The sequence below is a fragment of the Candidatus Poriferisocius sp. genome (assembly GCF_965208475.1).
GTDB lineage: Bacteria > Actinomycetota > Acidimicrobiia > Acidimicrobiales > Bin134 > Poriferisocius.
Genome location: NZ_OZ242338.1, coordinates 578,959 through 603,514, shown reverse-complemented (window position 1 = coordinate 603,514; position 24,556 = coordinate 578,959). Strand labels below are relative to the sequence as shown.

The 24,556-nt window shown below is 64.5% G+C and carries 22 protein-coding genes; 11 read left to right on the top strand and 11 right to left on the bottom strand.

All coding sequences use genetic code 11. The features are described from left to right. Nucleotides 1-97 precede the first annotated feature (97 nt). On the top strand, nucleotides 98-3,100 hold the full coding sequence (locus ACOGXA_RS02830) for an insulinase family protein (protein ID WP_419925774.1): 3,003 nt from the start codon (nucleotides 98-100) through the stop codon (nucleotides 3,098-3,100). Nucleotides 3,101-3,113: 13 nt separating this feature from the next. On the opposite strand, the gene ACOGXA_RS02825 is transcribed toward ACOGXA_RS02830, so the two are convergent. Genes ACOGXA_RS02825 through ACOGXA_RS02815 form a run of 3 tightly spaced genes read right to left on the bottom strand, consistent with a single transcriptional unit; the run spans nucleotide 3,114 to nucleotide 5,909 of the window. Beyond that, nucleotides 3,114-4,673 carry an AMP-binding protein gene (locus tag ACOGXA_RS02825; RefSeq protein WP_419925773.1) on the bottom strand — a complete coding sequence of 520 codons (1,560 nt, stop codon included), beginning with the start codon at nucleotides 4,671-4,673 and terminating at the stop codon, nucleotides 3,114-3,116. 11 nt (nucleotides 4,674-4,684) lie between these two features. After that, nucleotides 4,685-5,092 carry a nuclear transport factor 2 family protein gene (locus tag ACOGXA_RS02820; protein WP_419925772.1) on the bottom strand — a complete coding sequence of 136 codons (408 nt, stop codon included), beginning with the start codon at nucleotides 5,090-5,092 and terminating at the stop codon, nucleotides 4,685-4,687. 4 nt (nucleotides 5,093-5,096) lie between these two features. After that, the gene (locus tag ACOGXA_RS02815; protein ID WP_419925771.1) at nucleotides 5,097-5,909 is read right to left on the bottom strand and encodes an SDR family NAD(P)-dependent oxidoreductase; all 813 of its coding nucleotides are present in this window, start codon (nucleotides 5,907-5,909) and stop codon (nucleotides 5,097-5,099) included. A 121-nt stretch (nucleotides 5,910-6,030) separates the two neighbouring features. Here ACOGXA_RS02815 and ACOGXA_RS02810 point away from each other — a divergent pair, with 121 nt between their 5' ends. From ACOGXA_RS02810 to ACOGXA_RS02790, 5 genes are read left to right on the top strand one after another with little or no spacing between them, the layout of a single operon-like run. After that, the gene (locus ACOGXA_RS02810) at nucleotides 6,031-6,429 is read left to right on the top strand and encodes a Zn-ribbon domain-containing OB-fold protein (RefSeq protein WP_419925770.1); all 399 of its coding nucleotides are present in this window, start codon (nucleotides 6,031-6,033) and stop codon (nucleotides 6,427-6,429) included. Continuing rightward, entirely contained in the window at nucleotides 6,426-7,577 is a 1,152-nt protein-coding gene (locus ACOGXA_RS02805; protein ID WP_419925769.1) for a thiolase family protein, read from the top strand. The genes ACOGXA_RS02810 and ACOGXA_RS02805 overlap by 4 nt, the downstream gene beginning before the upstream one ends. Nucleotides 7,578-7,581: 4 nt before the next feature. Beyond that, entirely contained in the window at nucleotides 7,582-8,808 is a 1,227-nt protein-coding gene (locus tag ACOGXA_RS02800; protein ID WP_419925768.1) for a cytochrome P450, read from the top strand. Next, nucleotides 8,805-9,563, top strand: coding sequence for an SDR family NAD(P)-dependent oxidoreductase (locus ACOGXA_RS02795; RefSeq protein ID WP_419925767.1), 759 nt, complete (start codon nucleotides 8,805-8,807; stop codon nucleotides 9,561-9,563). The genes ACOGXA_RS02800 and ACOGXA_RS02795 overlap by 4 nt, the downstream gene beginning before the upstream one ends. Before the next feature lie 7 nt (nucleotides 9,564-9,570). Continuing rightward, complete coding sequence (locus tag ACOGXA_RS02790; RefSeq protein WP_419925766.1) at nucleotides 9,571-10,428, top strand: aminoglycoside phosphotransferase family protein; 858 nt, start codon at nucleotides 9,571-9,573, stop codon at nucleotides 10,426-10,428. Here the strand turns inward: ACOGXA_RS02790 and ACOGXA_RS02785 are convergent. From ACOGXA_RS02785 to ACOGXA_RS02775, 3 genes are read right to left on the bottom strand one after another with little or no spacing between them, the layout of a single operon-like run. After that, nucleotides 10,412-11,206, bottom strand: a complete 795-nt coding sequence (locus ACOGXA_RS02785; RefSeq protein ID WP_419925765.1) for an inositol monophosphatase family protein — start codon at nucleotides 11,204-11,206, stop codon at nucleotides 10,412-10,414. The two genes, ACOGXA_RS02790 and ACOGXA_RS02785, sit on opposite strands and share 17 nt — an antisense overlap. Then, nucleotides 11,203-12,000 carry a DeoR/GlpR family DNA-binding transcription regulator gene (locus tag ACOGXA_RS02780; RefSeq protein ID WP_419925764.1) on the bottom strand — a complete coding sequence of 266 codons (798 nt, stop codon included), beginning with the start codon at nucleotides 11,998-12,000 and terminating at the stop codon, nucleotides 11,203-11,205. The genes ACOGXA_RS02785 and ACOGXA_RS02780 overlap by 4 nt, the downstream gene beginning before the upstream one ends. Beyond that, nucleotides 11,981-13,465, bottom strand: a complete 1,485-nt coding sequence (locus ACOGXA_RS02775) for a mannitol dehydrogenase family protein (RefSeq protein ID WP_419925763.1) — start codon at nucleotides 13,463-13,465, stop codon at nucleotides 11,981-11,983. The genes ACOGXA_RS02780 and ACOGXA_RS02775 overlap by 20 nt, the downstream gene beginning before the upstream one ends. A 246-nt stretch (nucleotides 13,466-13,711) precedes the next feature. Here ACOGXA_RS02775 and ACOGXA_RS02770 point away from each other — a divergent pair, with 246 nt between their 5' ends. The 4 genes from ACOGXA_RS02770 to ACOGXA_RS02755 all read left to right on the top strand — a co-directional run bounded on the left by ACOGXA_RS02770 (nucleotide 13,712) and on the right by ACOGXA_RS02755 (nucleotide 18,067). After that, nucleotides 13,712-15,073 carry an ABC transporter substrate-binding protein gene (locus ACOGXA_RS02770; protein ID WP_419925762.1) on the top strand — a complete coding sequence of 454 codons (1,362 nt, stop codon included), beginning with the start codon at nucleotides 13,712-13,714 and terminating at the stop codon, nucleotides 15,071-15,073. A gap of 202 nt (nucleotides 15,074-15,275) precedes the next feature. Then, a complete protein-coding gene (locus ACOGXA_RS02765) occupies nucleotides 15,276-16,100 on the top strand; it encodes a carbohydrate ABC transporter permease (RefSeq protein ID WP_419925761.1) in 825 nt (274 codons plus the stop codon). Beyond that, the gene (locus tag ACOGXA_RS02760) at nucleotides 16,097-16,954 is read left to right on the top strand and encodes a carbohydrate ABC transporter permease (RefSeq protein ID WP_419925760.1); all 858 of its coding nucleotides are present in this window, start codon (nucleotides 16,097-16,099) and stop codon (nucleotides 16,952-16,954) included. The genes ACOGXA_RS02765 and ACOGXA_RS02760 overlap by 4 nt, the downstream gene beginning before the upstream one ends. Before the next feature lie 30 nt (nucleotides 16,955-16,984). Continuing rightward, nucleotides 16,985-18,067: an ABC transporter ATP-binding protein gene (locus tag ACOGXA_RS02755; RefSeq protein WP_419925759.1), complete on the top strand. Its 1,083-nt coding sequence runs from the start codon at nucleotides 16,985-16,987 to the stop codon at nucleotides 18,065-18,067. A 111-nt stretch (nucleotides 18,068-18,178) separates the two neighbouring features. Here ACOGXA_RS02755 and ACOGXA_RS02750 read toward each other — a convergent pair whose 3' ends face one another. The 3 genes from ACOGXA_RS02750 to ACOGXA_RS02740 are packed head-to-tail and all read right to left on the bottom strand — an operon-like array spanning nucleotide 18,179 to nucleotide 20,616. Further along, a complete protein-coding gene (locus ACOGXA_RS02750; RefSeq protein ID WP_419925758.1) occupies nucleotides 18,179-18,949 on the bottom strand; it encodes an SDR family NAD(P)-dependent oxidoreductase in 771 nt (256 codons plus the stop codon). A 3-nt stretch (nucleotides 18,950-18,952) separates the two neighbouring features. Further along, on the bottom strand, nucleotides 18,953-19,750 hold the full coding sequence (locus ACOGXA_RS02745; protein ID WP_419925757.1) for a CoA-transferase subunit beta: 798 nt from the start codon (nucleotides 19,748-19,750) through the stop codon (nucleotides 18,953-18,955). Then, nucleotides 19,747-20,616 (bottom strand): CoA transferase subunit A, encoded by an 870-nt coding sequence (locus ACOGXA_RS02740; RefSeq protein WP_419925756.1) that lies wholly within the window; start codon nucleotides 20,614-20,616, stop codon nucleotides 19,747-19,749. The genes ACOGXA_RS02745 and ACOGXA_RS02740 overlap by 4 nt, the downstream gene beginning before the upstream one ends. 68 nt (nucleotides 20,617-20,684) lie before the next feature. Between ACOGXA_RS02740 and ACOGXA_RS02735 the strand changes: the two genes are divergently transcribed. After that, on the top strand, nucleotides 20,685-21,908 hold the full coding sequence (locus tag ACOGXA_RS02735) for a cytochrome P450 (protein ID WP_419925755.1): 1,224 nt from the start codon (nucleotides 20,685-20,687) through the stop codon (nucleotides 21,906-21,908). A 183-nt stretch (nucleotides 21,909-22,091) separates the two neighbouring features. Here ACOGXA_RS02735 and ACOGXA_RS02730 read toward each other — a convergent pair whose 3' ends face one another. Both ACOGXA_RS02730 and ACOGXA_RS02725 read right to left on the bottom strand, forming a co-directional pair. Then, nucleotides 22,092-23,705 carry an AMP-binding protein gene (locus ACOGXA_RS02730; protein ID WP_419925754.1) on the bottom strand — a complete coding sequence of 538 codons (1,614 nt, stop codon included), beginning with the start codon at nucleotides 23,703-23,705 and terminating at the stop codon, nucleotides 22,092-22,094. Between the two features lie 11 nt (nucleotides 23,706-23,716). Beyond that, on the bottom strand, nucleotides 23,717-24,499 hold the full coding sequence (locus ACOGXA_RS02725; protein ID WP_419925753.1) for a class II aldolase/adducin family protein: 783 nt from the start codon (nucleotides 24,497-24,499) through the stop codon (nucleotides 23,717-23,719). Nucleotides 24,500-24,556: the final 57 nt, after the last annotated feature.

Sequence of the window (24,556 nt, the reverse complement as noted above, 5' to 3'; positions counted from 1 at the left end):
GTCAACCGGTGGTGTGGGTTGTGTCACCGCTGATCGGTACTGTGTTCGGCCACGGGCTCACTTGAGCCGAGAACAAGACTGACCTCCAGAGGCGGGCATGAAAAAGCTCCTAATCCTGCTGTTCAGCGCGGCCCTGATAGCGGCCGCCTGCTCGGACAGCGAATCGCATGTTCCGGTAACCGGACAGACCGACGCGGGCGAAGACACAGCGACGGACGAGGCGGCACCGACCGCTGGGGCCACGGCAGAGCCCACTCTAGAACCCACCGAGACGGCTGAGGCAACAGAAGATGAGAATGGGGCAACTCAGCCTGAGGCACCTCGAGCAGATGACGGGTGCCTATCGGCGGATGACACCGGGGCAGAGAGCCCGGAGGGTCTGCTGCCGGTGGATCCCGATGTGAAAATCGGCATGCTCGACAACGGCCTCACCTACTACTTGCGCTCGAACGACAGCCCTGGCGGCACTCTGGCGCTGCGCTTGGCGGTGAACGCCGGATCGCTCAACGAGCCGGTCGAGGGGGCAGGATTCGCCCACTTCCTCGAGCACATGCTGTTCAACGGCACCGAGAAGTACCCGGGCAACGACATCACCGAGGCCCTTCACGGCATCGGAGTGGAATTCGGCCCGGACATCAACGCGTACACCTCCTACGACGAAACGGTGTACCAGCTCGACTTGACCATCGATGAAGAAGAGGATTCGGTGGCGACTGCTTTCGACGTTCTCTCGCAATGGGCCCACGCGGCCACCCTCACTCCCGCCGATGTGGAGGCCGAGCGGGGAATCGTAAGGGACGAATACCGGCTGAGGGTCGAGACCGGCCTGGGCACGGTATTCCAAATATTCGACCGCACTTACAACCAAGGGTCGCCCTATGAGGGGCGGGACCCGATCGGGACGGTCGAGAGCATCGAGTCGACAACCGCAGATGATCTGCGGGACTTCTACGAGAAGTGGTATGTGCCGTCCAACATGGCCGTGATTGCGGTGGGCGACCTCTCAGTGGACGCTCTTGAGGAACTGGTGCAGGAATATTTCTGCGGTATTCCCGCAGGCGAGAGTCCACCCGCTCCCGACAATTGGTCGGCGTTGGACCCAACACCGGCCTTCGACCTGGCAACGTCGCCAGAACAGGGTTATTCCTACTTGTCCCTGGACATTCGCCTGCCGTCTTGGAACCCCAGCACCATTGAGGGCGATCGCGAGCTGTGGATAGAACAGATCATCGCCATCATGGTGGACAACCGCCTGCAAGACGGCTACGAGCAGGGTTTCTTGTCGCAGATCGATCCGACCCACTGGTCATCGTTCTCCCACACCCGGGGACTGCGGTACTACGGAACCAACCTCAGGGCCGATGACTATCGGGCTGCCCTAGCCGACTACTGGTCGCTGCTGCTCAGCCTCAAAGAGCACGGTTTCTCAGAAGACGACCTGGATCGAGCGGCCACTTCGATCAGGACCGATCTGGAGTCGGCGATCCAGGCCGAGCCCACCATTCAAGACGTCAGCTACGCCGACATCTATGCGGCGCACTTCTTGGAGGGGGGCGACATCGGGCGATTGGCAGACACGGCTGAGCGGTTTGATGCCCTGCTCGCGGAACTTGAGATTGACGACCTGTCCGAAAGATACCGGCGGATCCTCGACGAGAGCGGGCTGATCCTGATCGCGGTGGGCGCCGACCCGTCGCAAGTTCCCTCAGTGGAGGACATGCAGGCCGCGCTGGCCGCGGCCGCGCCGGGGGACTTGCCCACGCTGATCGAAGACGCCGACGAACTGCTTGCCGCGCCTGACCCCGTCGAGCCGGTAAGCGCCGGGCCCATCGAGGCTATAGCCGACGAATTGGAAGACGCGTATGAGTGGACTTTCGCCAACGGTGCCCGGGTGATGTACGCCTACTCTGATATTGCCGAGAACCAGGTCGACATGGAGGCCATTTCCTGGGGCGGCTGGTCTACCCTCGAGGAAGGGGATCGGCCATTGGCCCAGTACCTGGCGACTCGAGCGGTGAGCAACAGCGGCTTGGGCGAGCTGAGTCCGGCACAGATCTCCCGCTACCTCGACGGGCTCAATGCGGGGGTGCGACCGTTCATCAGCGAGACCACCGAGGGACTATTCGGGGCATCCGATACCGCGGGCACCGAGACGATGTTCCAGCTCATGCACCTTTACCTGACCCAGCCCCGAGTGGACGAGCAGGCGCTGGCCGAAGCGGTCGATGTCGGAGACATCATCATCTCGCTCATAGAGTCCGATCCCGACTGGCAGGGCGACCAAGCCTATTACGATGCCCGCTACGGGGATGCCTTCGGCTGGTTCGACCTGGCCCCCTCCCAAGAGGCTCTGGAGTTGCTGACCGCCGAGTCGCTGCTCGACATCTATCAGCAGCGGCTGAGCGGGGTGGATGATCTTGTGGTCATCGTCGTGGGCGATGTGGATCGCGACACCGTGGAGGAAATGTCCCGGCGGTATGTGGGCACTCTTCCTGCCCGGGAACCCGACAGCTTCGTGAATCGTCAGACACCGGAGCCCGACGGTGTGCTGCACCGCGAAGTCGTCCTCGGCCCCGATACCCAAGCAACCGTCTCCATCTATCGCTATGAGGCCCCGATCGAGTTGAATCCCGCGTGGCAGGCAGCCGCCGATGTGCTTGAGTCGCTGCTGGACGCCCGCCTGGTAGAAGACGTGAGGGAAGATTTGGGAGACACCTATGCAGTCTCCGCGTCCATCGGCTGGCGGTTCACCCCTGAACCCGTGGTTACGGCCTCAGTGGCCGCCTCGGGCGATCCCGAGCAGATGCCTGCCATTGAGGCGGAAATGTCCCGCGTCTTGGCCGAGGTGTTCGCAGGCGATATCGACGCCGGGGAGTTCGACCACGCGGTCTCGGTGGTGGGCGACAACTACAAGGTTGCGACGAACAACGACCTGATCTCCGTGCTGCTGCGCCGGGTTTTCGCCGAAGACGATGAGCTGCCAACCACAGTTCGCCTCCAACAAGAGCTGAGCGCTTTGCAGATTTCGGATGTAGAAGAGCTGGCCGCTCTGCTGTTCGATCCCGACCAGCACATCCAGATCGTGAGGGTGCTGCCCTAGCCGAACAGGCCAATCAGACCTGGCGCTCCTGGCCCTCCCAGTGGGGGTCGCGCAACACCCGCTTGAGGATCTTGCCGGTGGGGGCCTTGGGCAGTTCGTCCACGAAGGCCACAGAGCGGGGCTTCTGATAGGAGGCCAGGTTCTGGCGGGCGGCCTCGATGATCTCGTCCTCGGTGGCCGCCATGTTCGGCTTGAGCACCACATAGGCCATGACCGACTCGCCCCAGGTGTCGTCGGGGATGCCGATCACCGCGGTCTCCAACACCGCCTCGTGACTGGCTATGGCCTCCTCCACCTGCACCGAATAGATGTTCTCGCCGCCGGAGATGATCATGTCCTTGGCCCGGTCCACGATGGACACATACCGCTCGTCATCCCAAGTGGCGATGTCGCCGGTCCACATCCAGCCGTCCTTGATGGTGTCGGCGGTGAGATCGGGCCGGCGGAAATAGCCCAGCATGTTGGCCTCGGACCGCACGATGATCTGCCCCGAGGTCTTGCCGTCTTGGGGCACGTCGATGCCGTCGGGGTCCACCACCCGCACCGAGGTGACGAACCCCTCCCGCCCGCACGACCGCAGCCGCTCGGTGCGGTGGCCGTCGCGAATGGCTCGGATGTGGTCCTCTTGCGACAAGAAGCACATGGTGGTGCCCTCGGTCTGGCCGTAGCCCTGGATGAGGGTGCAGGGGAACTTGTCCATGGCCTCGGTGATGACCCGCGACGGCATGGGGCCGCCGCCGTACTGGATGTTGCGCAGGCTGGAGATGTCGTAGTCGTCGAACCCGTCCACCGCCATCATCCAGTTCAACATGGTGGTGACGCCCAAGAAGGCCGACACCTTCTCAGCCTGGATCAGCTCCAAAGCCAAGGTGGCGTCGAAGTTCATCAGCACCAAAGGGCAGCCGTGGGCCAGATAGTTCATGGCCAGCACCACCGGAATGTGGAACATCTGCCCGGTGAGCATGTACACGTCGCTGGGAACGATGCGCTCGGCCACCGTCTGGTTGAGCATCCCGAAGTAGACGCTGCGGTGGCTGTGGAGCGCACCCTTGGACTCCCCGGTGGTGCCCCCGGTGTAGAGGATGAACAGCGGGTCGGTGTCGCCGACCTCGTGGGACCCGGCGGGCTCGGCGTCGGAGGACGACTCCACCAACTGCTCGTAGGAGCCGTCGCCGCCGTCGCCGTATTGGAGCCAGTGCTCCACGCAGCTCACCAATCCCGACAGCTCGGCGGCCTCGGCGGCGTAGGCCCCCTGGGTGATGTAGGCCCGGGGCTCGCCGTTGTTGACGATCTTGGCCAGCTCCGGTCCCGATAGCCGCCAGTTCATGGGCTGGGCCACCAGCCCGGTTCGCCCGCAGGCGAAGTAGAGGGCGGCGTACTCCACCGAGTTCTGGCTCAGAATGCCGACCCGGTCGCCCTTCTCCAAGCCCAAGCCGACCAGCCCGTTGGCCAGTCTCCTGATGTGCTCGTCAAAGGCCGCGAAAGTGACCCGCTGGCCGGTGGTCGAGTCGATGATGGCCTCGCGGTTCGGCGTCTGCCGAGCCCATTTGGCCGGGATCTGGCCTATGTTCATGGCCGTGTGCCCTAGTAGGGCAGGTCGAGGGCCAGGAAGCGCTTTTGGATCTTCCAGTCGTCGCCCACCCGCACGCAGTCGTCGGTGTAGACGCCGCTGGAGAGGACTGAGAGCTGGCCGTTCTCCACGGTGATGAGCACCAGATAGCTGATGGCGGTGACGGAGTCCTCGGTCTCGTTTTCGAAGTAGAGGTTGGTCACCACGTGGCGGCGCTGGTCGGTCTGCTCTTCCATCGCCCCGCTGAACAGCCCGGCGATGGCCTCTGACCCCTCAAAGGTGATCGGGTCGCCGCCGGCGATGGTCATCGCAAACACCGGGTTGTCAGGGGCGAACATCCCGATGAGGAAGCCGCTGTCGCCCACGTCGTAGGCCACTCCCGCGTGGTTCAAAAGCTCGGTTACCGCTTGTTTGTCTGCCATTGGATCACTCCATTCCCAGTATGTCCACGGTGCCTCGCCATGCCAGCGAGCCACCGTCGATCAATATGTATGCGCCGTTGATGAAGCCAGCCTCTCGACTGGCCAAGAAGCACACCAGCTCACCCACCTCGGAGGGGAGGCCCAAGCGGGGGATGAGCGAGGTGTTGATGAGCGCCTTCTCGAAGGCAACCGGATCATCGGACTGCTTGACGAAGTTCGTGACCATGTCGGTGGCAATGGCGGTGGGGCCGTAGCAGTTGACCCTGATCCCCAGCGGCGCCAGATCCACCGCCAAGTTCTGGGTCTGGAGCCGGATACCGCCTTTGGAAGTGCCGTAAGCGGAGTTGTTCGGGTAGGCGGATTGCGCGCCGGTCGAGGCGGCGTTGACGATGGAGGGCCAGTCGCTCTCCTTGAGGTAGGGGAGGGCGGCCTTCGAGCAGATCCACGGGGCAACGGCGTTCACCTCCACCACCTTCTTGAACACATCGAGGGGCATTCCCTCCAGGCTGCACTGTTCTGGCGAAGCCAGCGCGGTCTCGTGGATGCCAGCGTTGTTGTGGAGCACGTCGATGCCGCCATAGGCCGCCGCGGCGGCGGCCATCAAAGCCTCAACCTGATCGGGGTCGGTCACGTCGCAGTGCTGGTACGCCGCGGTGCCGCCGGAGGCGTTGATCTCATCGGCGACCGCCTGGCCCTGTTCGTCGTTGAGATCGGACACCATCACCTTGGCGCCCTTGCCGGCCGCCACCTGGGCAGTAGCCGCCCCGATTCCAGTGGCCGATCCGGTGATGACGAATCGCAGTCCTTCGATGCCCATCAATGCCCCCTTGTTCGAGATACGGCCCGCAGCGTAGGCCGCAGTACTGGCGGCTGTAAAACAAAGGAGCTCTCAGGGGCCGAATCGCAGGGCCGGAGACACCTGTTGGTACATTTGGCCGGTGTCCACGCTGTCGACCACGCCGCCGGAGCGGACCGGCGCCGACCCCCGGCCTGAGTTGGTGGCGCGCGAGGGACGGGTTCTGTTGTCTGGCAGCCGATGTAGTTCCTGCCGCCACCCGATGGCGGTGTCGCCGCCGCGCTGCCCGGTATGCGGCGGCGACTCCATGTCGGCGGCCGCCTTCGGCCCCCAGGGAACCGTGTTCAGCTCCACGGTGCTGCGGATTCCGGTGCCGGGGCGAACTCCCCCGTTCACCCTGGCCTACGTGGACGTAGACGACGGCCCCCGAATCCTCGCCCACGTGGACGATTCCGACGAAGCGCTTGTTCCTGGCAGCCGGGTAGCGCTGTCGGGGTGGAATGGGCTCGGCGATCCAGTTGTGTCGAGATCTGGGCCATGACCGAAGCGAGCACCGCGATCTGGGGTGTGGGAACGTCGGCGTTCGGGAAGCAGGCCGAGCTGGGCGGTCCCCAACTGGCCTGGCAGGCCACGGTGGAGGCGTTGGACGACGCCGGGTTGAAGGCCTCGGACATCGACGCGGTGTTCGCGGGCACGGTGTTCGGCGATCCCGGAACCGTCACCCGCACCCTTCAGCAGATCGGCATTGTCGAGGTTCCGGTCATCACGATCGAGAATGCCTGTGCCAGCGGCACCTCCGCGTTTCACGAAGCACGCGTGGCGGTGGAGACCGGCCGGTATGAGCGGGTGCTGGCCTTCGGCATCGAGACCATGACCGCCCACTTCGATGGTGCCATAGTCCCCATCGCCTCCGACCCCGACGGTGCCCAGGGTTTCGCCATGCCCAGCATCTACGGCATGTCGGCCACCCGGTATCGCTATGAGTTCGGGGTCACCGGGGAGCAGATGGCCGCGGTGGCGGTCAAGAACCGCCGCCATGCGCTGGGAAACCCTCGGGCTCAGCACCGCAAGGCCGTCACCGTTGAGCAGGTGCTGGGCAGCCTCATGGTGGCCGACCCCATCACCTTGTTCCAATGCTGCTCCATCGCCGATGCCGCCGCGGCCGCGGTGATCGGGCCGTTGGGGGGATCGCGAGATTCCAGCCACGAGGTGGCCATACGATCCAGCGCGCTGCGGTCGGGGCGGCTGTGGGACCACACCACCGACAAGGTGTGGGGCTGGGACATCGTGGCCGACACCGCCGCGCAGGCCTACGAAGCCGCCGGGGTGGGCGTGGGCGACATCGACGTGTTCGAGGTCCACGACGCCTTCACCATCGGCGAGATAATCACCACCGAAGCGCTGGGGCTGTGTGAGTTGGGTTATGGAGGCAGGCTGGTGGAGTCGGGGCATACCGCCTTGGGCGGGGCGCAGCCGGTCAACCCGTCGGGAGGGCTGTTGTCGAGGGGCCATCCGCTGGGGGCCACCGGGTTGGCCCAGATCGCCGAAATCGCCTGGCAGCTTCGGGGCATGGCCGCCGACCGCCAAGTGCCCGACGCCCGCCTGGGAGCGGTGGAGACCATGGGGGGCGGAACCGCCGGGATCGACGGCAACGCCTGCGTGGTAACGGTGCTGGAGCAAGTGGGATGACGCGGTGAGCAACCACCCGCCCTCGGCACTCGACGACGAGGTTCTCTCGCCCGAGCGGATCGCCGACCCCCACTCCTATTTCTCGGTTCTCCGAACCCATGACCCGGTCCATTGGAATGAGAAATACCGGGCGTGGTTCATCCACCGCTACGACGATGTACTCGATTCCCTGAGGGATCCCCGGTTCTCATCAGAGCGCATCGGCCCGGCGTATGACCGCCTGACCGACGAGCAAAAGGCCCAGCGTCAGCCCACGTATGACATCTTGATGGACTGGCTGGTGTTCCGCGATCCGCCCGACCACACCCGGCTGCGCCGGCTGGTGAGCCGGGCGTTCACCCCCCGGGCGGTGGAGGCCTGGCGGGACCGGATCGTCGGTGTGGTGGACGAGCTGATCGACGGGCTTTCCAGCCGGGAGCATTTCGATCTGATCGAGGACTTCGCCTATCCCATTCCGGCGGTGGTCATCGCCGAGATGATGGGGGTTCCGGCAGCCGACCGGGACCGGTTCAAGGACTGGTCCGACGACGTGATGATCCTGGTTTTCGGCGCCCGGGGAGTGGGGGACCGCCGAGCGCGAGCCCAGCAGGGGCTGATCGAGTTGGCTGCGTATCTGGGGGAGTTGGTTGCCCACTATCGGCAACACCCGGACGACAACATCATCTCCAACCTGGTGGAGGCCTCCGAGGGCGACGACAGCCTGGAAGACCCCGAGATCGTGGCCAACTGCGTGCTGTTTCTCTTCGGCGGCCACGAGACCACCACCAACCTGATCGGCAACGGCATGCGGGTGCTGCTCCAGCACCCCGATGAGCTTGAGCGGCTGCGGGGCGACCCAGCGCTGATGAAGTCGGCGGTGGAGGAGATCCTGCGCTTCGACGGCCCGTCCAAGATGGAGGTCCGCACCCTGGCCGATGAGGTAGAGATGGAGGGCAAGACCCTGCCGGCCGGCGACATGGTGTATTTGGTGCAGCACGCCGCCAACCGGGATCCTGAGGCGTTCGAGCAGCCTGACCGGTTCGACGTGACCCGCGATCCCAACAATCACATCGGCTTCGGCTTCGGACTGCATTTCTGCTTGGGTGCATCGGTGGCCCGCCTGGAGGGAACCATTGCCCTGGAGGCTCTCGTTCGCCGCTTGCCCAACCTGGAGATGGGCCCCGATCCCGAAGTGTGGGTCCCCACGATGTTGAGCCGGGGGTTGGAGCACCTGCCGGTGAGCCTGCGGTGAGCTCTAGGCGCTCGCTGGAGGGCTTGGGCGCGGTGGTTACCGGCGCCACCGGCGACATTGGCGGGGCCATCGCCCGGGTGCTGGCCGACCAGGGGGCGCGGGTCGGCCTGATCGCCCGCCGAGCCGAGCGGCTGGAAGAGTTGGCCCAGGAATTGAGGGATGCGGGAGCTGAGGTCTCCATCGCCCCCTGTGACGTGACTGACTCAAATGCGGTTGCCGAGGCCGCTTCGCGGATCAATGCCGCGATAGGCCCGGTGGACGTTCTCATCAACAATGCGGGCGGGGCCCGGTTCACCGCCCCGGTGCTGGACATCGCCGAGCCGGGCTGGTCGAAAACCGTGGCCCTCAATCTGACCGCGCCGTTTCTGGTCTCCCAGGCCTTCGGCCGGTCGATGATCGAGCGGGGCCAGGGCAGCATCGTCAACGTGGGCTCGCTGTCGGGGTTGCGCCATCTGCCGGGGATGGCGGCCTACTCGGCGGCCAAGGGGGGACTGTTCCAGCAGACCAAGGCGCTGGCCCGGGAGTGGGCCCCCCACGGCGTGCGAGTGAACGCGGTGGCACCTGGATTCGTGGACACCAGCGGCTGGGACAACTACGACAAAGACGCCGTGGTGGCCGAGGCCGGCATCGGCATCCCCCTGGGAAGGTGGGCAACCGCCGAAGAAGTAGCCCTGCCAGTGGCCTTTCTGGCCTCCCCGGCGGCCTCCTACATCACCGGCGCCGTCCTGGTAATCGACGGCGGCATGCTGGCTTAGTTGTCCGATGAGCCGTCCCGGGCAATTGGTGGCCGCGGGCAGGACGTCAGATGTGTATGCGTTCGGGCCAGGAGCGGTAGTGAAGGTGCCCCGGCCGTCCGTGCCCGCCCATTGGGCCGCGGACGAGGCAGAGTTCACTGCGGCGGTGCGCGATCTGGGGGCCCCGGCCCCCGCGGTGCTGGATGTGGTGCAAGTCCAAAGTCGGGATGCCATCGTGTTTGAGAGGGTGCGGGGTCCTTCGATGTGGGAGCTGATCTTGGATGGCCCCCAGAAGGCCGCAGCGTTCGGGAAGGAACTGGCCGACGTACACCGGCGGATCCTTCGGGCTGGGCTTCCTGTCGCAGTGTCCGGATTGGTGGGGAGAATGCAGAGGAAGATCATCGAGATCAAACAGTTCTCTGAGGCCGAGCGAAATCGCGCCCTGCATATCTTGGAGGGCCTGCCGCGCGGGGCTGCTCTCCTGCATGGCGACCTCCACCCCGGAAACGTCCTAATGAGCCCGGCAGGCCCAGTAGCCATCGACTGGTTCGACGCTGCCATCGGTCATCCCGTTGCCGACGTTGTCCGATCCTCGCTGTTGATCCGACCCTTTGAATCTGTGGTGGACAGGCCGCACATGCCCAGGGTGGCTCGACCGGTGCTAAGGGAGTTGCACGAGTCGTATGTGTCGGCAATGCACGATGTGCTGTCGCTGCCCCGCGATGAGCTTTGCCAGTGGGAGGCGGTGGTAGCGGCCAGTCGGCTGGCCGAGGAGGCCGAGACCGACGAATCACCGTTGCTGGCCCTGTGGCAGGCTGGCGGAGAAGGCGGGGATGCCTCCTCGCTGGAGGCTCTGCTGGCGGGTGGCGTCAGTCGTTGGGGCTGACCAGAATCGCTCGGAGCGAGTCGAATATGCCGCCGGTGGCGGCGATGACCAGGTTGCGGTCCGCCGTGGAGGGAAGCTCGATCCTGGCCCCGGCCTCGTGGGCGACAAGGGCGCCGGCGGCGTAGTCGTAGACCTTCAGGTCGCGCTCGAAGTAGGCGTCGAGGCGACCGCATCCCACCCAGCAGAGGTTGAGTGCGGCGGAGCCCATGCACCGGATGTCGCGGCAAACGGGCAGCAATCGGGTCAGCATTTGGGCTTGGGTTGCTCGGAGTCCAGCGTCATAGGCGAAGCCGGTGGCCACCAGTGCGCCGTCGAGGTTGGCCAGCTCAGTGGGGGAGATGGGCTCGAACGCAAGTCTCGCCCCAAAGTTTCGGGTGGCGGAGAACACCTCGTCTCGGTGGATGTCGGCAACGGCGCCGGCCATCACTTCGCCGTCGATGGTTGCGGCAATGCTGACCGAGACCACCGGCAAGTCGTAGAGAAAGTTCACGGTCCCGTCGATGGGGTCGACTATCCAGCCTACGTTGTTGCCGCCGTCATCGTCGTCGAGCTCCTCGCCGACAATCGAGGATCCAGGACAGCGGGCCAGCAGTTCCGATCGGATGAGCTGCTCGCACTCCATGTCGGTGTGGGTGACCACGTCGGTGGGCGAGCTTTTGGTTCGTGCCGCGGTGGCTTGGCCGCTGCGAACTCGGACATAGCCGGCGGCCACGGAGGCGACTTCGATGGCCACATCTTCGAGATGGCGGGCTCGGGCCGATTGGGGGCCTTCGCTCACGCCAGCAACACGGTGGTGCCGAGTGACTCGATGGTGGCGATGATGCCGGGATCGACTTCGGAGTTGGTGACCAGCACATCCACTTCGGTCCAGTCGGCGAATCGGACGAACTGGTCCTGGCCCACCTTGGAGTGATCGACAAGGGCGACAACTCGGCGCGCCGCTCTGATCATGGCTTGCTTCAGAGCCGCTTCTTCCCGGTAGGGAGTGGTCAGGCCCCTAGTGGCCGACAGGCCGTCGCTGCTGATGAACAGGGTGTCGACCACCAGCGGCTCGACGGCGGCAACGGCGTCGGCATCCACCATGGCCAGAGTGTTCTTGCGGAGCTTGCCGCCGACCACGATCACGTCGATCGTCTCGTATTCGGCCAGGATCTGGGCGGTGTGCAGAGAATTTGTGACCACCCGGAGGTTGCAGTGGCGGGGCAGCACTTCGGCGAACCGAGTGAGCGTGCTGCCCGAGTCGATGATGATGGCCCCAGTGTCGGGCAGTTCTTGCACCGCCGCTTGGGCCAGGCGGCGCTTCTCGGGATCGTGCTGATCGGCGCGAACCGACAGAAGCGGTTCGAAGCCATCTGTTTCCCAGGGAATCGCCCCGCCGTGAACTCGGCGCACCACCTGCTGGCGCTGGAGATCGGACAGGTCGCGGCGGATGGTCTCGGTGGTCACCCCGAATCGGTTGGCCAGTTCGGCCACTTCGACTCGACCGCCTTGCCGCGTCATTCCCACAATCTCACGTTGGCGCTCGGTCTGAAAGAGCGTTGTCGGGGTCGGTTCAGTCAGCTGGTCGGTCACCGAAGTCTCTATCCCCCTTCAGTGCTGCGTTGATGGAAGAATCTACTCCCTGTTCCCGCAAGGAGCGGAGAGCCTGGTCGAAGGCGTCGGAAAACCGCTGCGAGCGCGGCAGATCGTCCCCGAACACTTCGGGGAAGTCGAGGAATGCCGCGGGGTTGTGCTGGGCTCGGCGGGCGTGGTTCGCAGCGAGGTCGAGCATGGGATCGGCGGCCAAGCGCTCCGGTGGCCCCGCGAGGTACTCGCACCACCCGGCCAAGGCCAATGCGCTGAGACCGATTGGTCCGCCTGCTTTGAGCTGGGCTCTGACTGTTGGCAGCAGGAACTTGGGGAACTTTACCGACCCGTCTAGGCAAAGACGACTGATCTGGTCTCCGATGCTGGTGTTGGAGAACCGGGCAATTATCGACGCCGCATATTGGTCGAGATCGATCCCGGCAATGGGCGGCAAGACGGGGCGACCCTCACGGTCTAGGAAGCTCGCCGTGAAGTTACTCAACTCGGGACAGGTCATGGCCGCGCCTATGGTTTCCATCCCCTTGAGGGCGGCCAGGTAGGCCAAACAGGAGTGGCTTGCGTTGAGCAGTCGGAGCTTCATGAGCTCGTAGGGCCTGGCGTCGGTTGTGGTCAGCACGTCTAGTTGCTCGAAGGGAGGGCGACCGGCGGCGAAATCGTCCTCGATCACCCACTGCCGGAACGACTCGGTGACAACTGGCCAGTTGTCATTGACGCCCTTGTGCTCGGCCAGCCAGGCCCGGTCGGAGTCGGTAGTTGCCGGCGTGATGCGGTCGACCATGCTGTTTGGAAAGGCCACCGAGTCGGCGATCCAGTCGGCGAGGCCGTCGCCCAGTGAGCGGGCTTCGCCGAGTGTGGCGGCGCGGGCTACCGAGCCATTGCTGGGGATGTTGTCGCAGCTGATAACGGTGAGCCCGGAGTGGCCGTTCTGGTAGCGCTGCTGGAGCCCGGCGGCGAGGATGCCGAAGGCCGATGTCGGTCCCGCGGTTGGCGATGTGGAGAGGTAGTCGCCGGTTGCGTCGTCTACCGGGTAGCCGCCCTCGGTGATGGTGAGCGACACGATTTGGGTGGCCGGGTCGGCGATGGACGCGAGCAGACGGTCGGGGCGGGGGGAGGCGTGAACGAAGTCGACGATGCTGCCGATGATCTCGACCTCGGTGGACTGGGGCCCCCGGGTGATGAGGGTATAGAGGTAGTCCTGCGGTCTTAGGGCATCGGCTATCGCCCGATCGCTGGGAAGCACGCCGGCCCCGGTGATCGACCAGTCGCGGTGGCCGGACTGGCACAGCTCATGGATATAGGTGGCCAGGTGCGACCGGTGGAAGCCGCCAACGCCGATATGGACAATGCTGCGCTGGAGTTGGCTGCGGTCGTAGGTGGGCACAGCGACAGACGCCCGCAAGCTGTGTAGAGACCGGCTCTGGAGGAGAGTGTCTGGTGGTCCGGCTGGCACGGCTAGACACTCTACTACCAACATAGACACAGATAAAATGGCGGAATGTCACGGCCATAACCACATAAAACCAATCCTACGGCTTGTAATCCCAACTAAACCCAACTAAGTTCGAGCGGAGTACCGTCGGGGAGGAGGTCTCCCACCGGTTCCTACCCAAGGGAGAAAGTGCCAATGTCAAGAACCAGTCGACCGAAGTGGAGCATTCGGCTCCTGTTTTTCAGTCTGCTCGCGGCGTTCGCTCTCGTGGCCGCTTCATGCGGCAACGATGATGACAGCGACACGTCGAGTGATGCGCCGGCCACTGAAGCCCCCACGGCTGCGGCCACCGAAGAGCCCGCAGCCCCGGTTGAGAGCCGGTCGATCAACGTGGCCATCGTGGGCAACCCGCAGATGGAGGACATCGCCAGCCTCACTCCGAGCCTGTTCACCGCCCAGACCGGTATAGAAGTCAACTACACGTTCCTGGAAGAACAGACCCTGCGCGAGATAGTCACCCGCGACGTGGGCGCTGGGGGCGAGCAGTTCGACGTCGTCATGATCGGCATGTTCGAGTCGCCGCAGTTCGGGGCCAACGGATGGCTCTACGATCTCAACGACTTCGCCGCCGACACGCCCGAGTGGAACGTCGACGACATCATCCCCGCAGTGCGCGGTGGCCTTTCCTATGAGGGGGGCCTCTACGCGGCGCCTTTCTATGCGGAGTCCTCGTTCGTCATGTACCGCCAAGACGTCATCGACGCCGCGGGTCTGACGATGCCAGACGCCCCCACCTGGGATGAGCTGGCCGACATCGCCCGCACCATCGACTCCGATGAGATGGCTGGCATCTGCTTGCGGGGCAAGCCTGGCTGGGGCGACCTCGGTGCTGCCTTCACCACCGTTCTCAACACGTTCGGGGGCACCTGGTGGCTGGCCAACGCCGACGGCTCGATCGGAGCGGCCCAGGTCGATCAGCCTGAGTTCCGCGAGGCCCTCGAGTTCTATGTCGCTCTCATCAATGACGCCGGCCAGGACGACGCGGCCAACGCCAGCTTCAACGAGTGTTTGAGCCTCTACCAGAACGGCCAGGTGGCCATGTGGTACGACGCCACTGTCGCAGCCGGCATCCTCGAAGCCGACGACAGCCCGGTCAAAGGCCTCAACGGCTTCGCCCTCGCACCGACCAAGGTCACCGACGCCTCTGGCTGGTTGTGGGCCTGGGCCCTGGCGATTCCGCAAAACTCCTCTGATCCCGACACCGCGTGGGAGTACGTGAGCTGGGCCACCAGCGAGGACTACATCAACGCTGCTGGCGAGTCGCTGCCCGGAGGCTGGGCCGCGGTCCCGCCCGGAACGCGTGAGTCGACCTACGCCAACCCGAACTATCAGGCTGCGGCGCAGGCCTTTGCCCAAAAGACGCTTGACGCCATGCTGGCCGCACCCATCGACAACCCGGGCACCACGCCTCGTCCGGGATTGCCGGGGGTGCAGTACGTCGGCGTGCCCGAGTTCCAGGATGTGGGCACCCGCTGCACCGAGCAGTTCTCGGCTGCCATCGCCGGGTCGATCAGCGTTGACTCAGCTCTCAGTGCTTGCCAGGACATCGCGTCCGAAGTGAGCAGTTAGGAGCACTTCGACTGAGGAATACCCACTGGCCGAGAAAGTGCATGCTCTCTGATTGAGATGCCTTGGCTTGGCCTAGGTTGAACAAGATTTCAGGAACAGGCTGGGGGGAGCCGTGTCGCAGCAAACCGATCGAGCGGAGCAGGTAAAGAGACTGCAACGTCGGGAAGGTTGGCGGCGGCGGCTCCCCCTTGTCCCTGCCCTGGTGTTCACCATCGTCGTCACCCAGGTTCCATTCATCCTGAGCCTGTGGTACAGCCTGACCGAATGGAAGATCGTTCCGCCTGAGCCGCGGAACTTCATCGGCTTCGACAACTACGTCGATCTCCTCGACAATCGGTTCTTCCGTGAAGCGGTGTGGACCAGCGTCTGGATGACGGTCTCCGCGGTGCTGCTCTCGTTGCTGCTGGGAACGCTTCTCGCCCTCCTGCTCGACCGAAAGTTCTTCGGACAGGGGTTTGTGCGGACGCTTTTGATCACCCCGTTTCTGATCATGCCCGTTGTTGCGGGGCTGGTGTGGAAGACCCAGGTGTTCAATTCGTCGTTCGGGGTATTGAACTGGCTGCTCGACTCCCTGGGATTTGAGCGGATCGAGTTCGTGACCCGCTGGCCGTTGTGGTCGATCGTGACTGTGCTGGTGTGGCAGTGGACGCCGTTCATGATGTTGATCGTGCTGGCCGGATTGCAGGGTCAAGACCAGTCGGTGTTGGAAGCGGCCCGGGTGGACGGCGCGTCGAGCAGGGCGATGTTCTTTCAGATCACGCTGCCCCAACTTCGGCCCTATCTGGAACTGGGGGTCCTGCTGGGTTCCATCTATCTCATCCAGGTCTTCGACTACGTGGACGTGATCACCGGAGGTGGTCCCGACTCCACCAACGTGCCCTACTTCGTGTTCCAGCGCTCCATCGGCGGCGGCTGGCAGTTCGGGCAGGCCTCGGCCTACAGCATCGTGGTGGTGATCGCCTCCATCGTGATCGCCACCTTCGGTCTGCGGGTGCTGTCCAATCTCCTGGAAGGTGAGAAGCCGTGAGAACCGGCGGGACTGGCACGGAAGTTGGGAAGAAGCGAGCCGTTTCCTTCTTGCTGGGACTCTTGAGTTGGGGGGTCGCCCTCGTTTTCTTCTTCCCCATCTTCTGGATGGTTCTGAACGGATTCAAAGAAGAGATCGACGCCAACACCGACCCGAAGCTCGTTTTCGACCCTACTTTCGACCGGTTCGACGAGGTGACCTCTCAGACCCAGGGCTTGCTCGGCTTCAGGGAGGCGTTCATGAACTCGGTGTGGGCGGTGTCGATCTCTACGATCCTGGTGCTGGTCCTTGCCGTCCCGGCTGCCTACGCCTTGGCCATTCGGCCCGTGGCCAAGTGGCGGGACGTGTTGTTCTTCTTCATCTCCACCAAGTTCCTGCCGGTGGTGGCGGCGATCCTCCCGCTGTGGATCATCGCCCGGGAGTTGGATCTTCTGAACACCCGGCTGGTGCTCATCATCCTCTACACCGCGATGAACCTCCCGCTGGCGGTATGGATGCTCCGGTCGTTCTTCAGCGAAGTGCCCAAGGAGCTCATCGAAGCCGCCCAAATCGACGGGGCGAAGCTGCGCGGTCAGATCACCTCGGTGATCCTTCCCATCGTCGCCCCGGGCCTGGCCGCCACCGCTTTGTTGTGCGTGATCTTCGCATGGAACGAGTTCTTCCTCGCGGTACAGCTCAACCCGGTGGACGGGTCGACGATTCCCATTTGGGTTACCTCCAACGTCAGCACTCGCGGCAACTTCTTGGCCAAGCTGTCGGCGGCGTCCACCTTGGCGACTCTCCCGGTGGTTCTGGCCGGGTGGTTGGCTCAGAAGCGGATGATACGCGGCCTTTCGATGGGAGCGATCAAGTGATTTTGTTCAAGTGCCGAAGGGAGCTGGGACATGGCTGAAGTCCGATACGAGAACGCCAGCCGAATCTATCCGGGAACCGACATTCCCGCGGTGGAGTCGCTGAACCTCGATATCCCCGACGGCGAGCTCTTGGTGCTGGTGGGCCCATCGGGCTCGGGCAAGTCCACCGCGCTGCGAATGCTGGCCGGGCTGGAGTTCGTCGACAAGGGCAGCGTCTACATCGACAACGAGGATGTGACGCTGACTCCGCCCCAAGACCGCGATATCGCCATGGTGTTCCAGAACTACGCCCTCTACCCCAATATGACCGTGCAGGCGAACATGGGATTCGCACTCAAGCAGCAGGGTGTGCCGAAGCCGGAGCGGGCCGAGCGAGTGGGTGAAGCAGCCCGCATCCTCGATCTGGAGCCCTATCTGGATCGCAAGCCGAAGAACTTGTCCGGGGGGCAGCGCCAGCGGGTGGCGATGGGCAGGGCCATCGTGCGCCGGCCGCAGGTCTTCTTGATGGACGAGCCGCTCTCCAACCTCGACGCCAAGCTGAGAGTTCAAACTCGAACTGAACTCGCCGATCTCCAGGCCAGGTTGGGGGTTACCACCGTGTATGTCACCCACGATCAGGTGGAGGCCATGACCATGGGCCATCGGGTCGCCGTCCTCAAAGACGGGATCCTCCAGCAGGTCGACCGACCGCGAACTCTCTACAGCCATCCGGTCAATCTGTTCGTCGCCGGATTTATCGGCTCACCGGCAATGAACCTTGTCGAGGTCTCTTCGGCGGGCGCCGACGGCCTCCGCCTCGGTTCTCTCGCCCTTCCCCTCGATGAGCAGACTTCCCATGATCTGGCTGACCGAGACCCGGGTGGTTATACGGTCGGAGTCCGGCCTGAGCATCTTCGCCTGGACAGCGAGGGCATCGCGGGGGAGGTCACTGTGGTGGAGGAGCTGGGCTCAGAGTCGTACGTCCACGTCACCGTTGAGCGCCAGGGTGGTCCGCTGCTTCTTGTTGTGCGCGCTGAGGGGGAGACCATGACCCAGCGCGGCGACAACGTCCAGATCTCGTGCCGAGGCCCGGTTCACGTATTTGCTCCCAACGGCGAGCGTATCGGAGCCTGAAGCACGAGATCGCAGCTGGCGGCCGAGGCGAAATCCCCTCCTCGTCTCGGCCGCCATTGCTCTTCGCGTCCGGAACAAGAGCTTGGGGCCAACTGGCAGCAGGCGACCCGTCTAGTTGCTGGTCAGACGCAGTCCGGCGTCGAGCCGTACCACTTCGCCGTTCAAGAATGTGTTCTCCATGAAGTGGGTCACCAGAGCGCCGACGTCGGCGGGAGTGCCCAGGCGGTGGGGGAATACGTTGTCTTGCACCAGCTTGGCGATGAATTCCTCGTTGAGGGTGGCCAGCATGGGGGTGTCCATGGTGCCGGGGGCGATGGCCATCACCCGGATGCCCCAGACGGCCAGATCTCGGGCCATGGGCAGGGTCAGACCGATCACCCCGGCTTTGGACGACCCGTAGGCCGATTGCCCAATTTGGCCCTCGTAGCCGGCTATGGAGGCGATGTTCACGATGAGGCCCCGCTCGCCGTCGGCGTTGGGCTCGTTGGCCGACATGGCCGACACGGCGTGGCGGGCCACGTCGAAAAGGCCGATCAGGTTCACCTCGATGTGGCTGCGGAAGTGCCCGAGGGGGTTGGGGGTGCCGTCGCGGGAAACCACCCGCTGGCCCGAGCTGATGCCTGCGCAGCTCACCAGAGCGTCGATGCGGCCGAATGCCGAGGCCGCGGCGGATACGGCTCGCTCGACGTCATCGGGGTTGGTGACGTCAACGGGGACGAAGGCGGCCTCGTCGCCCAGATCGTTGGCCATAGCCTCCCCGGCCGATGAGGGCAGGTCCAAGATGACCGCCCGCCCGCCCCTGTCCAACAGCGTCTTGACCACACCGGCGCCCAGTCCGGAGGCGCCTCCGGTGACCAGGGCAACAGATCCAGGAACCTGCATTGCTCAGAACTCCCGCAGGCGGGCGCTGGTGGGATCCACCTCGGTGCGCAAGATGTGCAGCTCGTCGGCGGTGGGCCGGGCTGTGGTGGGGATGTCCCCGTCGGGCATCAACACTTCGAACCCGGTGGACTCCTGCACCTGCTCTGCGGTCACCTCAGGATGGAGCGAGGCCAGCCGCATCCGCTTGCTGGCCGGCTCGAAGTCGAACACGCACAGGTTGGTGATGCACAGCTGGGGTCCGCCGGGCATCCCCATGCGCTCCCGGTGGTCGCCCCCGTCGCCCCAGCCGATGCCGGAGCGGAAGTCGAGCCGATCCACAAAGGTGCGGGGGTCGTGGGTGGACGACCACAGGTAGATGCGGGGGATCATGGCGCCGAGGTCGGCCATGCCGCCGCCGCCGGGCAGGCGCACTTTGGGGGCGTCGTAGGGGCCGATCACCGTGTTGTTCACGTTGCCGTAGGCGTCCATCTGCGCCCCCCGGAAGGCGAAGGTGTTGTAGCGGGCGCCCTGGGCGTAGGTCCAGAAGTCGAAGGGGGAGTTGCTCAGCATGGAGGCCCCGCCCCACAGCGAGTCCGACAGGGTGGAGTCGCCGATCTCGTTTGGGTCGGCGTCGATGGCGATGGAGCTGGCGGCCCACACCAGCTCGGGGGCGTGGGTGCGCCGGGCCAGCAGATAGCCGCACACGGGGATGAACGACACCGCGCCGTTGAATGCCCGGGTGTCGTTGGACATGGCCCGGGAGAACGTCACCACCATCAATTCGTCAATGGTGCAGTCGTAGCCGGGGACCGGGGTGCTCATGCTGAGACTCCCGTCGAGACGTTGTTGGCGGCCAGGAAGTCCTCCCAGGTGTCCGGGCTCACAACTCGTTCTTGGAAGAACTGGCCGAACGTCTCCCGGTCGGAGGCCGCTTGGGAGTAGTCCATGAAGAACCCCGAGTCGTGGCTGTAGTCGGGGAAGCACGAGCAGGGGTAGGCCCCCATAGGGGCGGGGGCCACCGTGTCGATCATGAATCGGGGATAAGTAGTCCGCTCCGGCTCCTCAGTGAACGCCGCAGTGTCCACCACCCGCTCTACTGAGGCCACCGAGCGGGCAGCGGCGTTGACGATCTCGTTGTCCATCCACACCAGCTTGGGGTTGACCCGGGTGGTGCCTCGCTGGTCGGCCTCGTGGGCATGGACGAGCGCCACGTCCACCGGCAGGCGGGTGCAGGCCACATAGTGCTCCCCGGTGGGGCCGTCCTTCTCCTCCCGCACCGCGCCCGACTCGGCGTGCAGGCCGAGCACGTCGGTGCCCAGACCGGCCTTGGTGGGCATGAACGGCAGGTTGTAGCTCTGGGCCTGGAGCCGGCGGATCAACAAGTGCTCGCTGTACTCCTCGATGGCCACCTGCCCAGACTGCACCGCGGCCCGGAAGTTGGGGGCCAGGCCGAGGCCCTCGAAGCTGACCAGCCCGGACATGACCCGGCGCACGCAGCCTCCGGCCACCAGCCAGTCCACCGCCATGCCAGCCACGATGGCCACCAGATCCAGGTCCTTTTTCTGCTGGCGGACCAGCTCCCGCACCAGGGCCATGGGGGCGCTGTTCATCGACAGCCCGCCGATGGCCACGGTGGAGCCGTCGGGTATGGACGCCGCCGCCTCTTCCAGTGTGGTGACTTTGCTCATGGGATTGCTCGCCTCCCCCTGTGCTCGCTGTTCTTGTTGTACTTGCAGCCCGCCGTACTATACGGCCCATGACTGCTGCCCCAGACATCCTCTCCCCCGAGTACGACGCCAACCCGTACCCCTTCTATGAGGTGCTGCGCGACGAGCATCCGGTGATGTGGCACGAGGGCACCCAGGCCTACGTGATCAGCCGATATGAAGACGTTGCCGGCGCCTTCCGCAACCCCCAGATCTCCAGCCGCAACTACGAGTGGCAGACCGAGCCGGTCCACGGGCGGACCATCTTGCAGATGGAGGGCAAGGAGCACTCCTCCTACCGGGGAATCGTCAACCCGATCTTTCGGGGCAGCTACCTGGAGCAGAGCATCGTGCCGGCCATCACCAAGGCGGCCCGCAGCCAGATTGGCGAGTTCTTTTCCGATGGCGAGGTGGACCTGTGCAAGCGGTTCAGCACCTACTATCCGATCGGGGTGATCGTGCAGCTTCTCGACCTGCCGATGGAGGACGTGCCCCAGTTCTATGAGTGGTACACGATGATCATGGACTTTGTGTCCAACATCACCGGCGACGAGGAGAAGAACCGCCGGGGCATGGCCGCCCGGGTGGAGATGGGGGAGTACCTCATGCCCAAGATCGCCGAGCGGCGGGCAGACCCCGGCGACGACTTGCTGACTGCCATGGTGACCAAGGAGTTCGACGGAGTTCAGATGACCGACGACGACATCCGCGGCTTTTGCAGCCTGCTGCTGACCGCGGGCGGCGAGACCACCGAGAAGGCCATCACGCTGACCATGCGGAATCTGCTGGACAACCCCGAGCAGATGGCCGAGGTGCGGGCCGACCGCCAGCTCATCGGCCGGGCCTTCGCCGAGACCCTGCGCTTTACCGGGCCGGTGCAGATGATCATGCGCCAAACGGAAGAGGACGTGGAGTTCACTGGTGGCACGGTGGCAGCGGGCCACACCCTGGAGTTGCTATTGGGTTCGGCCAACCGGGACCCGGAGGTGTTCAGCGAACCCGATCGGTTCAACATCCACCGCACCGACATGGAGTTCGACAAGGCGTTCACCGCCGCGGCAGATCACACCGCGTTCGCCCTAGGCCGCCACTTCTGTGTGGGCTCGATGCTGGCCCGGGCCGAGCTGACCGTGGCCTTAGACGCTTTGCTGGACGCCATGGACGACATCGCCTATGCCGATGGCTATGAGCAGGTCGAGACCGGGGTGTACACCCGGGGGCTGACCTCTCTGCCGCTGACGTTCACGCCAAACCCAGATTTTGTTGCTGGCTGAGGACGGCCCGGCCGTATACTGATTACGGTCTTTGAGACCAACCAGGTTGGACCGGAGCGAGGGTGGTAGAACCTCTTTAGGGTGCCTCGCTCCGGCCCGACTGGAACTCTATCCACCTGGGTCAACAAAAGTGATTGAAAGTCACTAGAACGCGGTGGAAGCTCAAGTTGCTTGGATGGGCTATTACCGCGGAACTACGTACCCGGCGTCGTCGCGGTCCCAGGTATCTGGCGTGATGCCCTCTTCGCGCAGCTTGAACTTCTGCACCCGCTCTGACGGGGTCTTGGGCAGATCGTCGCACCAGCGCACGAATCGGGGGACGGCGAAGTGGGCCATGCGGGGGACGCAGAAGTCGAGCAACTCCGTCTCGGAAAGCTCGTGGTCGGGCTTGAGCACCACCACGGCCATCACCTCTTCTTCGCCCAACTCGGAGGGCACGCCGATCACTGCTGACTCCAGCACGGCGTCGCAGGTGTTGATCACTGCTTCTACTTCGTAGGAGGAGATGTTCTCGCCTCGGCGGCGCACGCAGTCCTTCATGCGGTCGATGAAGGTCAGGTAGCCGTCGGTGTCGAGGCGGCCCCGGTCGCCGGTGTGGAACCACAGATTGCGGAACGTCTCCACGGTGACGTCGGGCATGTCGAAGTAGCTATCGATCATGATGTGGGGCTTTTTGGGCCGCACCACGATCTCGCCCGCAGTTCCGGGGGGCACCGGCCGGTCTTCGGAATCCACCACCGCCACGTGGTAGAGCGCCGATTCACGGCCCGCGGTGCCGATCTTGCGCACCCCGCGACGGTTCTCGGTGGTGATGGCCACCTCGGTCATGCCGTACACCTCGGAGAGATGGACCCCGAAGCGCTCTTCGAACGGCTCCCAGATCTCCACCGGGCAGGGGGCTCCGAAGCCGTTTCGCACCGGGTTGTCGGCGTCGTCGGCCCGCTCGGGCTGCTTCCAGAGCATCATCAGCAGCCCGCCCTGGTAATTGAAGGCGGTGATGCCCTCGGCCCGGCAGCGGTCCCAGAAGCGGCTGGCTGAGAACCGCCGGTCCATGATGAGGCGGGCATCGGCCTCCATGGCGCACATCACGCTGGTGTATTTGGCGTTGATGTGAAACAGCGGAAAGGCGGTGTAGAGCACATCGTCGGCGCGGTAGCCCACCAAATCGACAGTGTGGCGAGCCAGGTTCAGGTTGGCCTCATGGCACAGCATCACGCCCTTGGACGGGCCGGTGGTGCCTGAGGTGTACAAGATGACCGCGGTATCCCGGTAGTCCACGTCGGGCTCAGGGGCGGGAGTGTCCAGGTACAGGTCGGCCAACTCATGCACGGTGACGTGGTCGGGGAATTCGAGGGTGCCCGCGTCCTGCGTACCGGCTGCCCGGTTGACCACCACGTGCTCGAGGCCGGGCAGGCTCGGAGCCGCCTCGGCGATGCGGTCCAAATAATCGGCATCGCAAACTACCGCCGAAGAGCGTGACTGGCTGATCAGGTACTCCAGCAGATGGCCTCTATAGGCCTGGTTGATGGGTACTTCCACTACTCCGGCCTTGTTCATGGAGAACCAGGCGTCGATGCACTCCAGGGAGTTCTGCATCATCAAACAGGAGCGGTCGCCTGGTCCGAGGCCGAGTGAGGCCAGGCCCGCGGCCAGGCGGTCGGAGTCGGCATGGACCCCTGCATAGGTCTTGTCCCGACCCTCTACGGTGAGGGCCAGACGGTCGCCGTTGACCTCGGCCTTATGGCGGATCCACGAGCCGATGGTGCGCGGGCTGTCTGGGTTAATCGTCCAACTCATAGAAGTTCCTGTCAGTTCAACACTTCGGGGGCCTCGCGCAGCAGTTTTCGCACCGCCCCCTCCCAGAAATATCTGACCGTCATGTGGTGGCTGTTGACCGCGGCCTTGAGCGTGGGACGCTGCTCGGGGGGCACTGGCACCGGGGTCTGGCCTGCCTGCATGGCGTCGTAGTTGAGCCGGCATACCCGCTCGAAATTGGAGGCCCGGTAGACGGCTTGCTCGGTGGTCTCGCCGGCGATGAGCACCCCGTGGTTGGCCAGGATTACCGCTGTGGCGCTGCCCACTGCGTCGGCTAGGTGCTGGCCCCCGGCGGCGTCGTCCACCCCGCCGGTGTAGGTGCCGAACAAGGCGATGTCGCCGTCGAACATACAGGCCTGCTGGTCGGTAATTTCGGGCAGCTTGTGCATGGTGGACAGCAGGCTGCCGTAGTAGGGGTGGTTGTGGATCACGACCTGGGCGTCGGGGCGGGCCCGGTGCATCTCGGTGTGGATGTGTACCGCCGGGGTCACGTCCCAGCGGCCCTCCAGCACTTGGCCATCGGCGTCGATCGCCAAGATGTCGGAGGCGGTGATCTCGTTCCACCACAGCCCATAGGGGGTACACCACATGGAGCCGTCTTCGGCATCGTCTCGCACCACCGTGATGTGGCCGGCCACATCTAGCGCATATCCCTCGGCGTCGAGGATGCGGGCCGCACAGGCGATCTTCTGGGGAACGGTGAGCGGCTGTTCCAATCCGGGCATCACCCGGGGAAATCCGCTTTGTCCGGCGATGGCTTCGTCAAGCTTGCCCATGCCCTGCTAGATAGCACACTTGGAAGCTTCCCAAAGAATGTGGGAGCACCGAGAGGA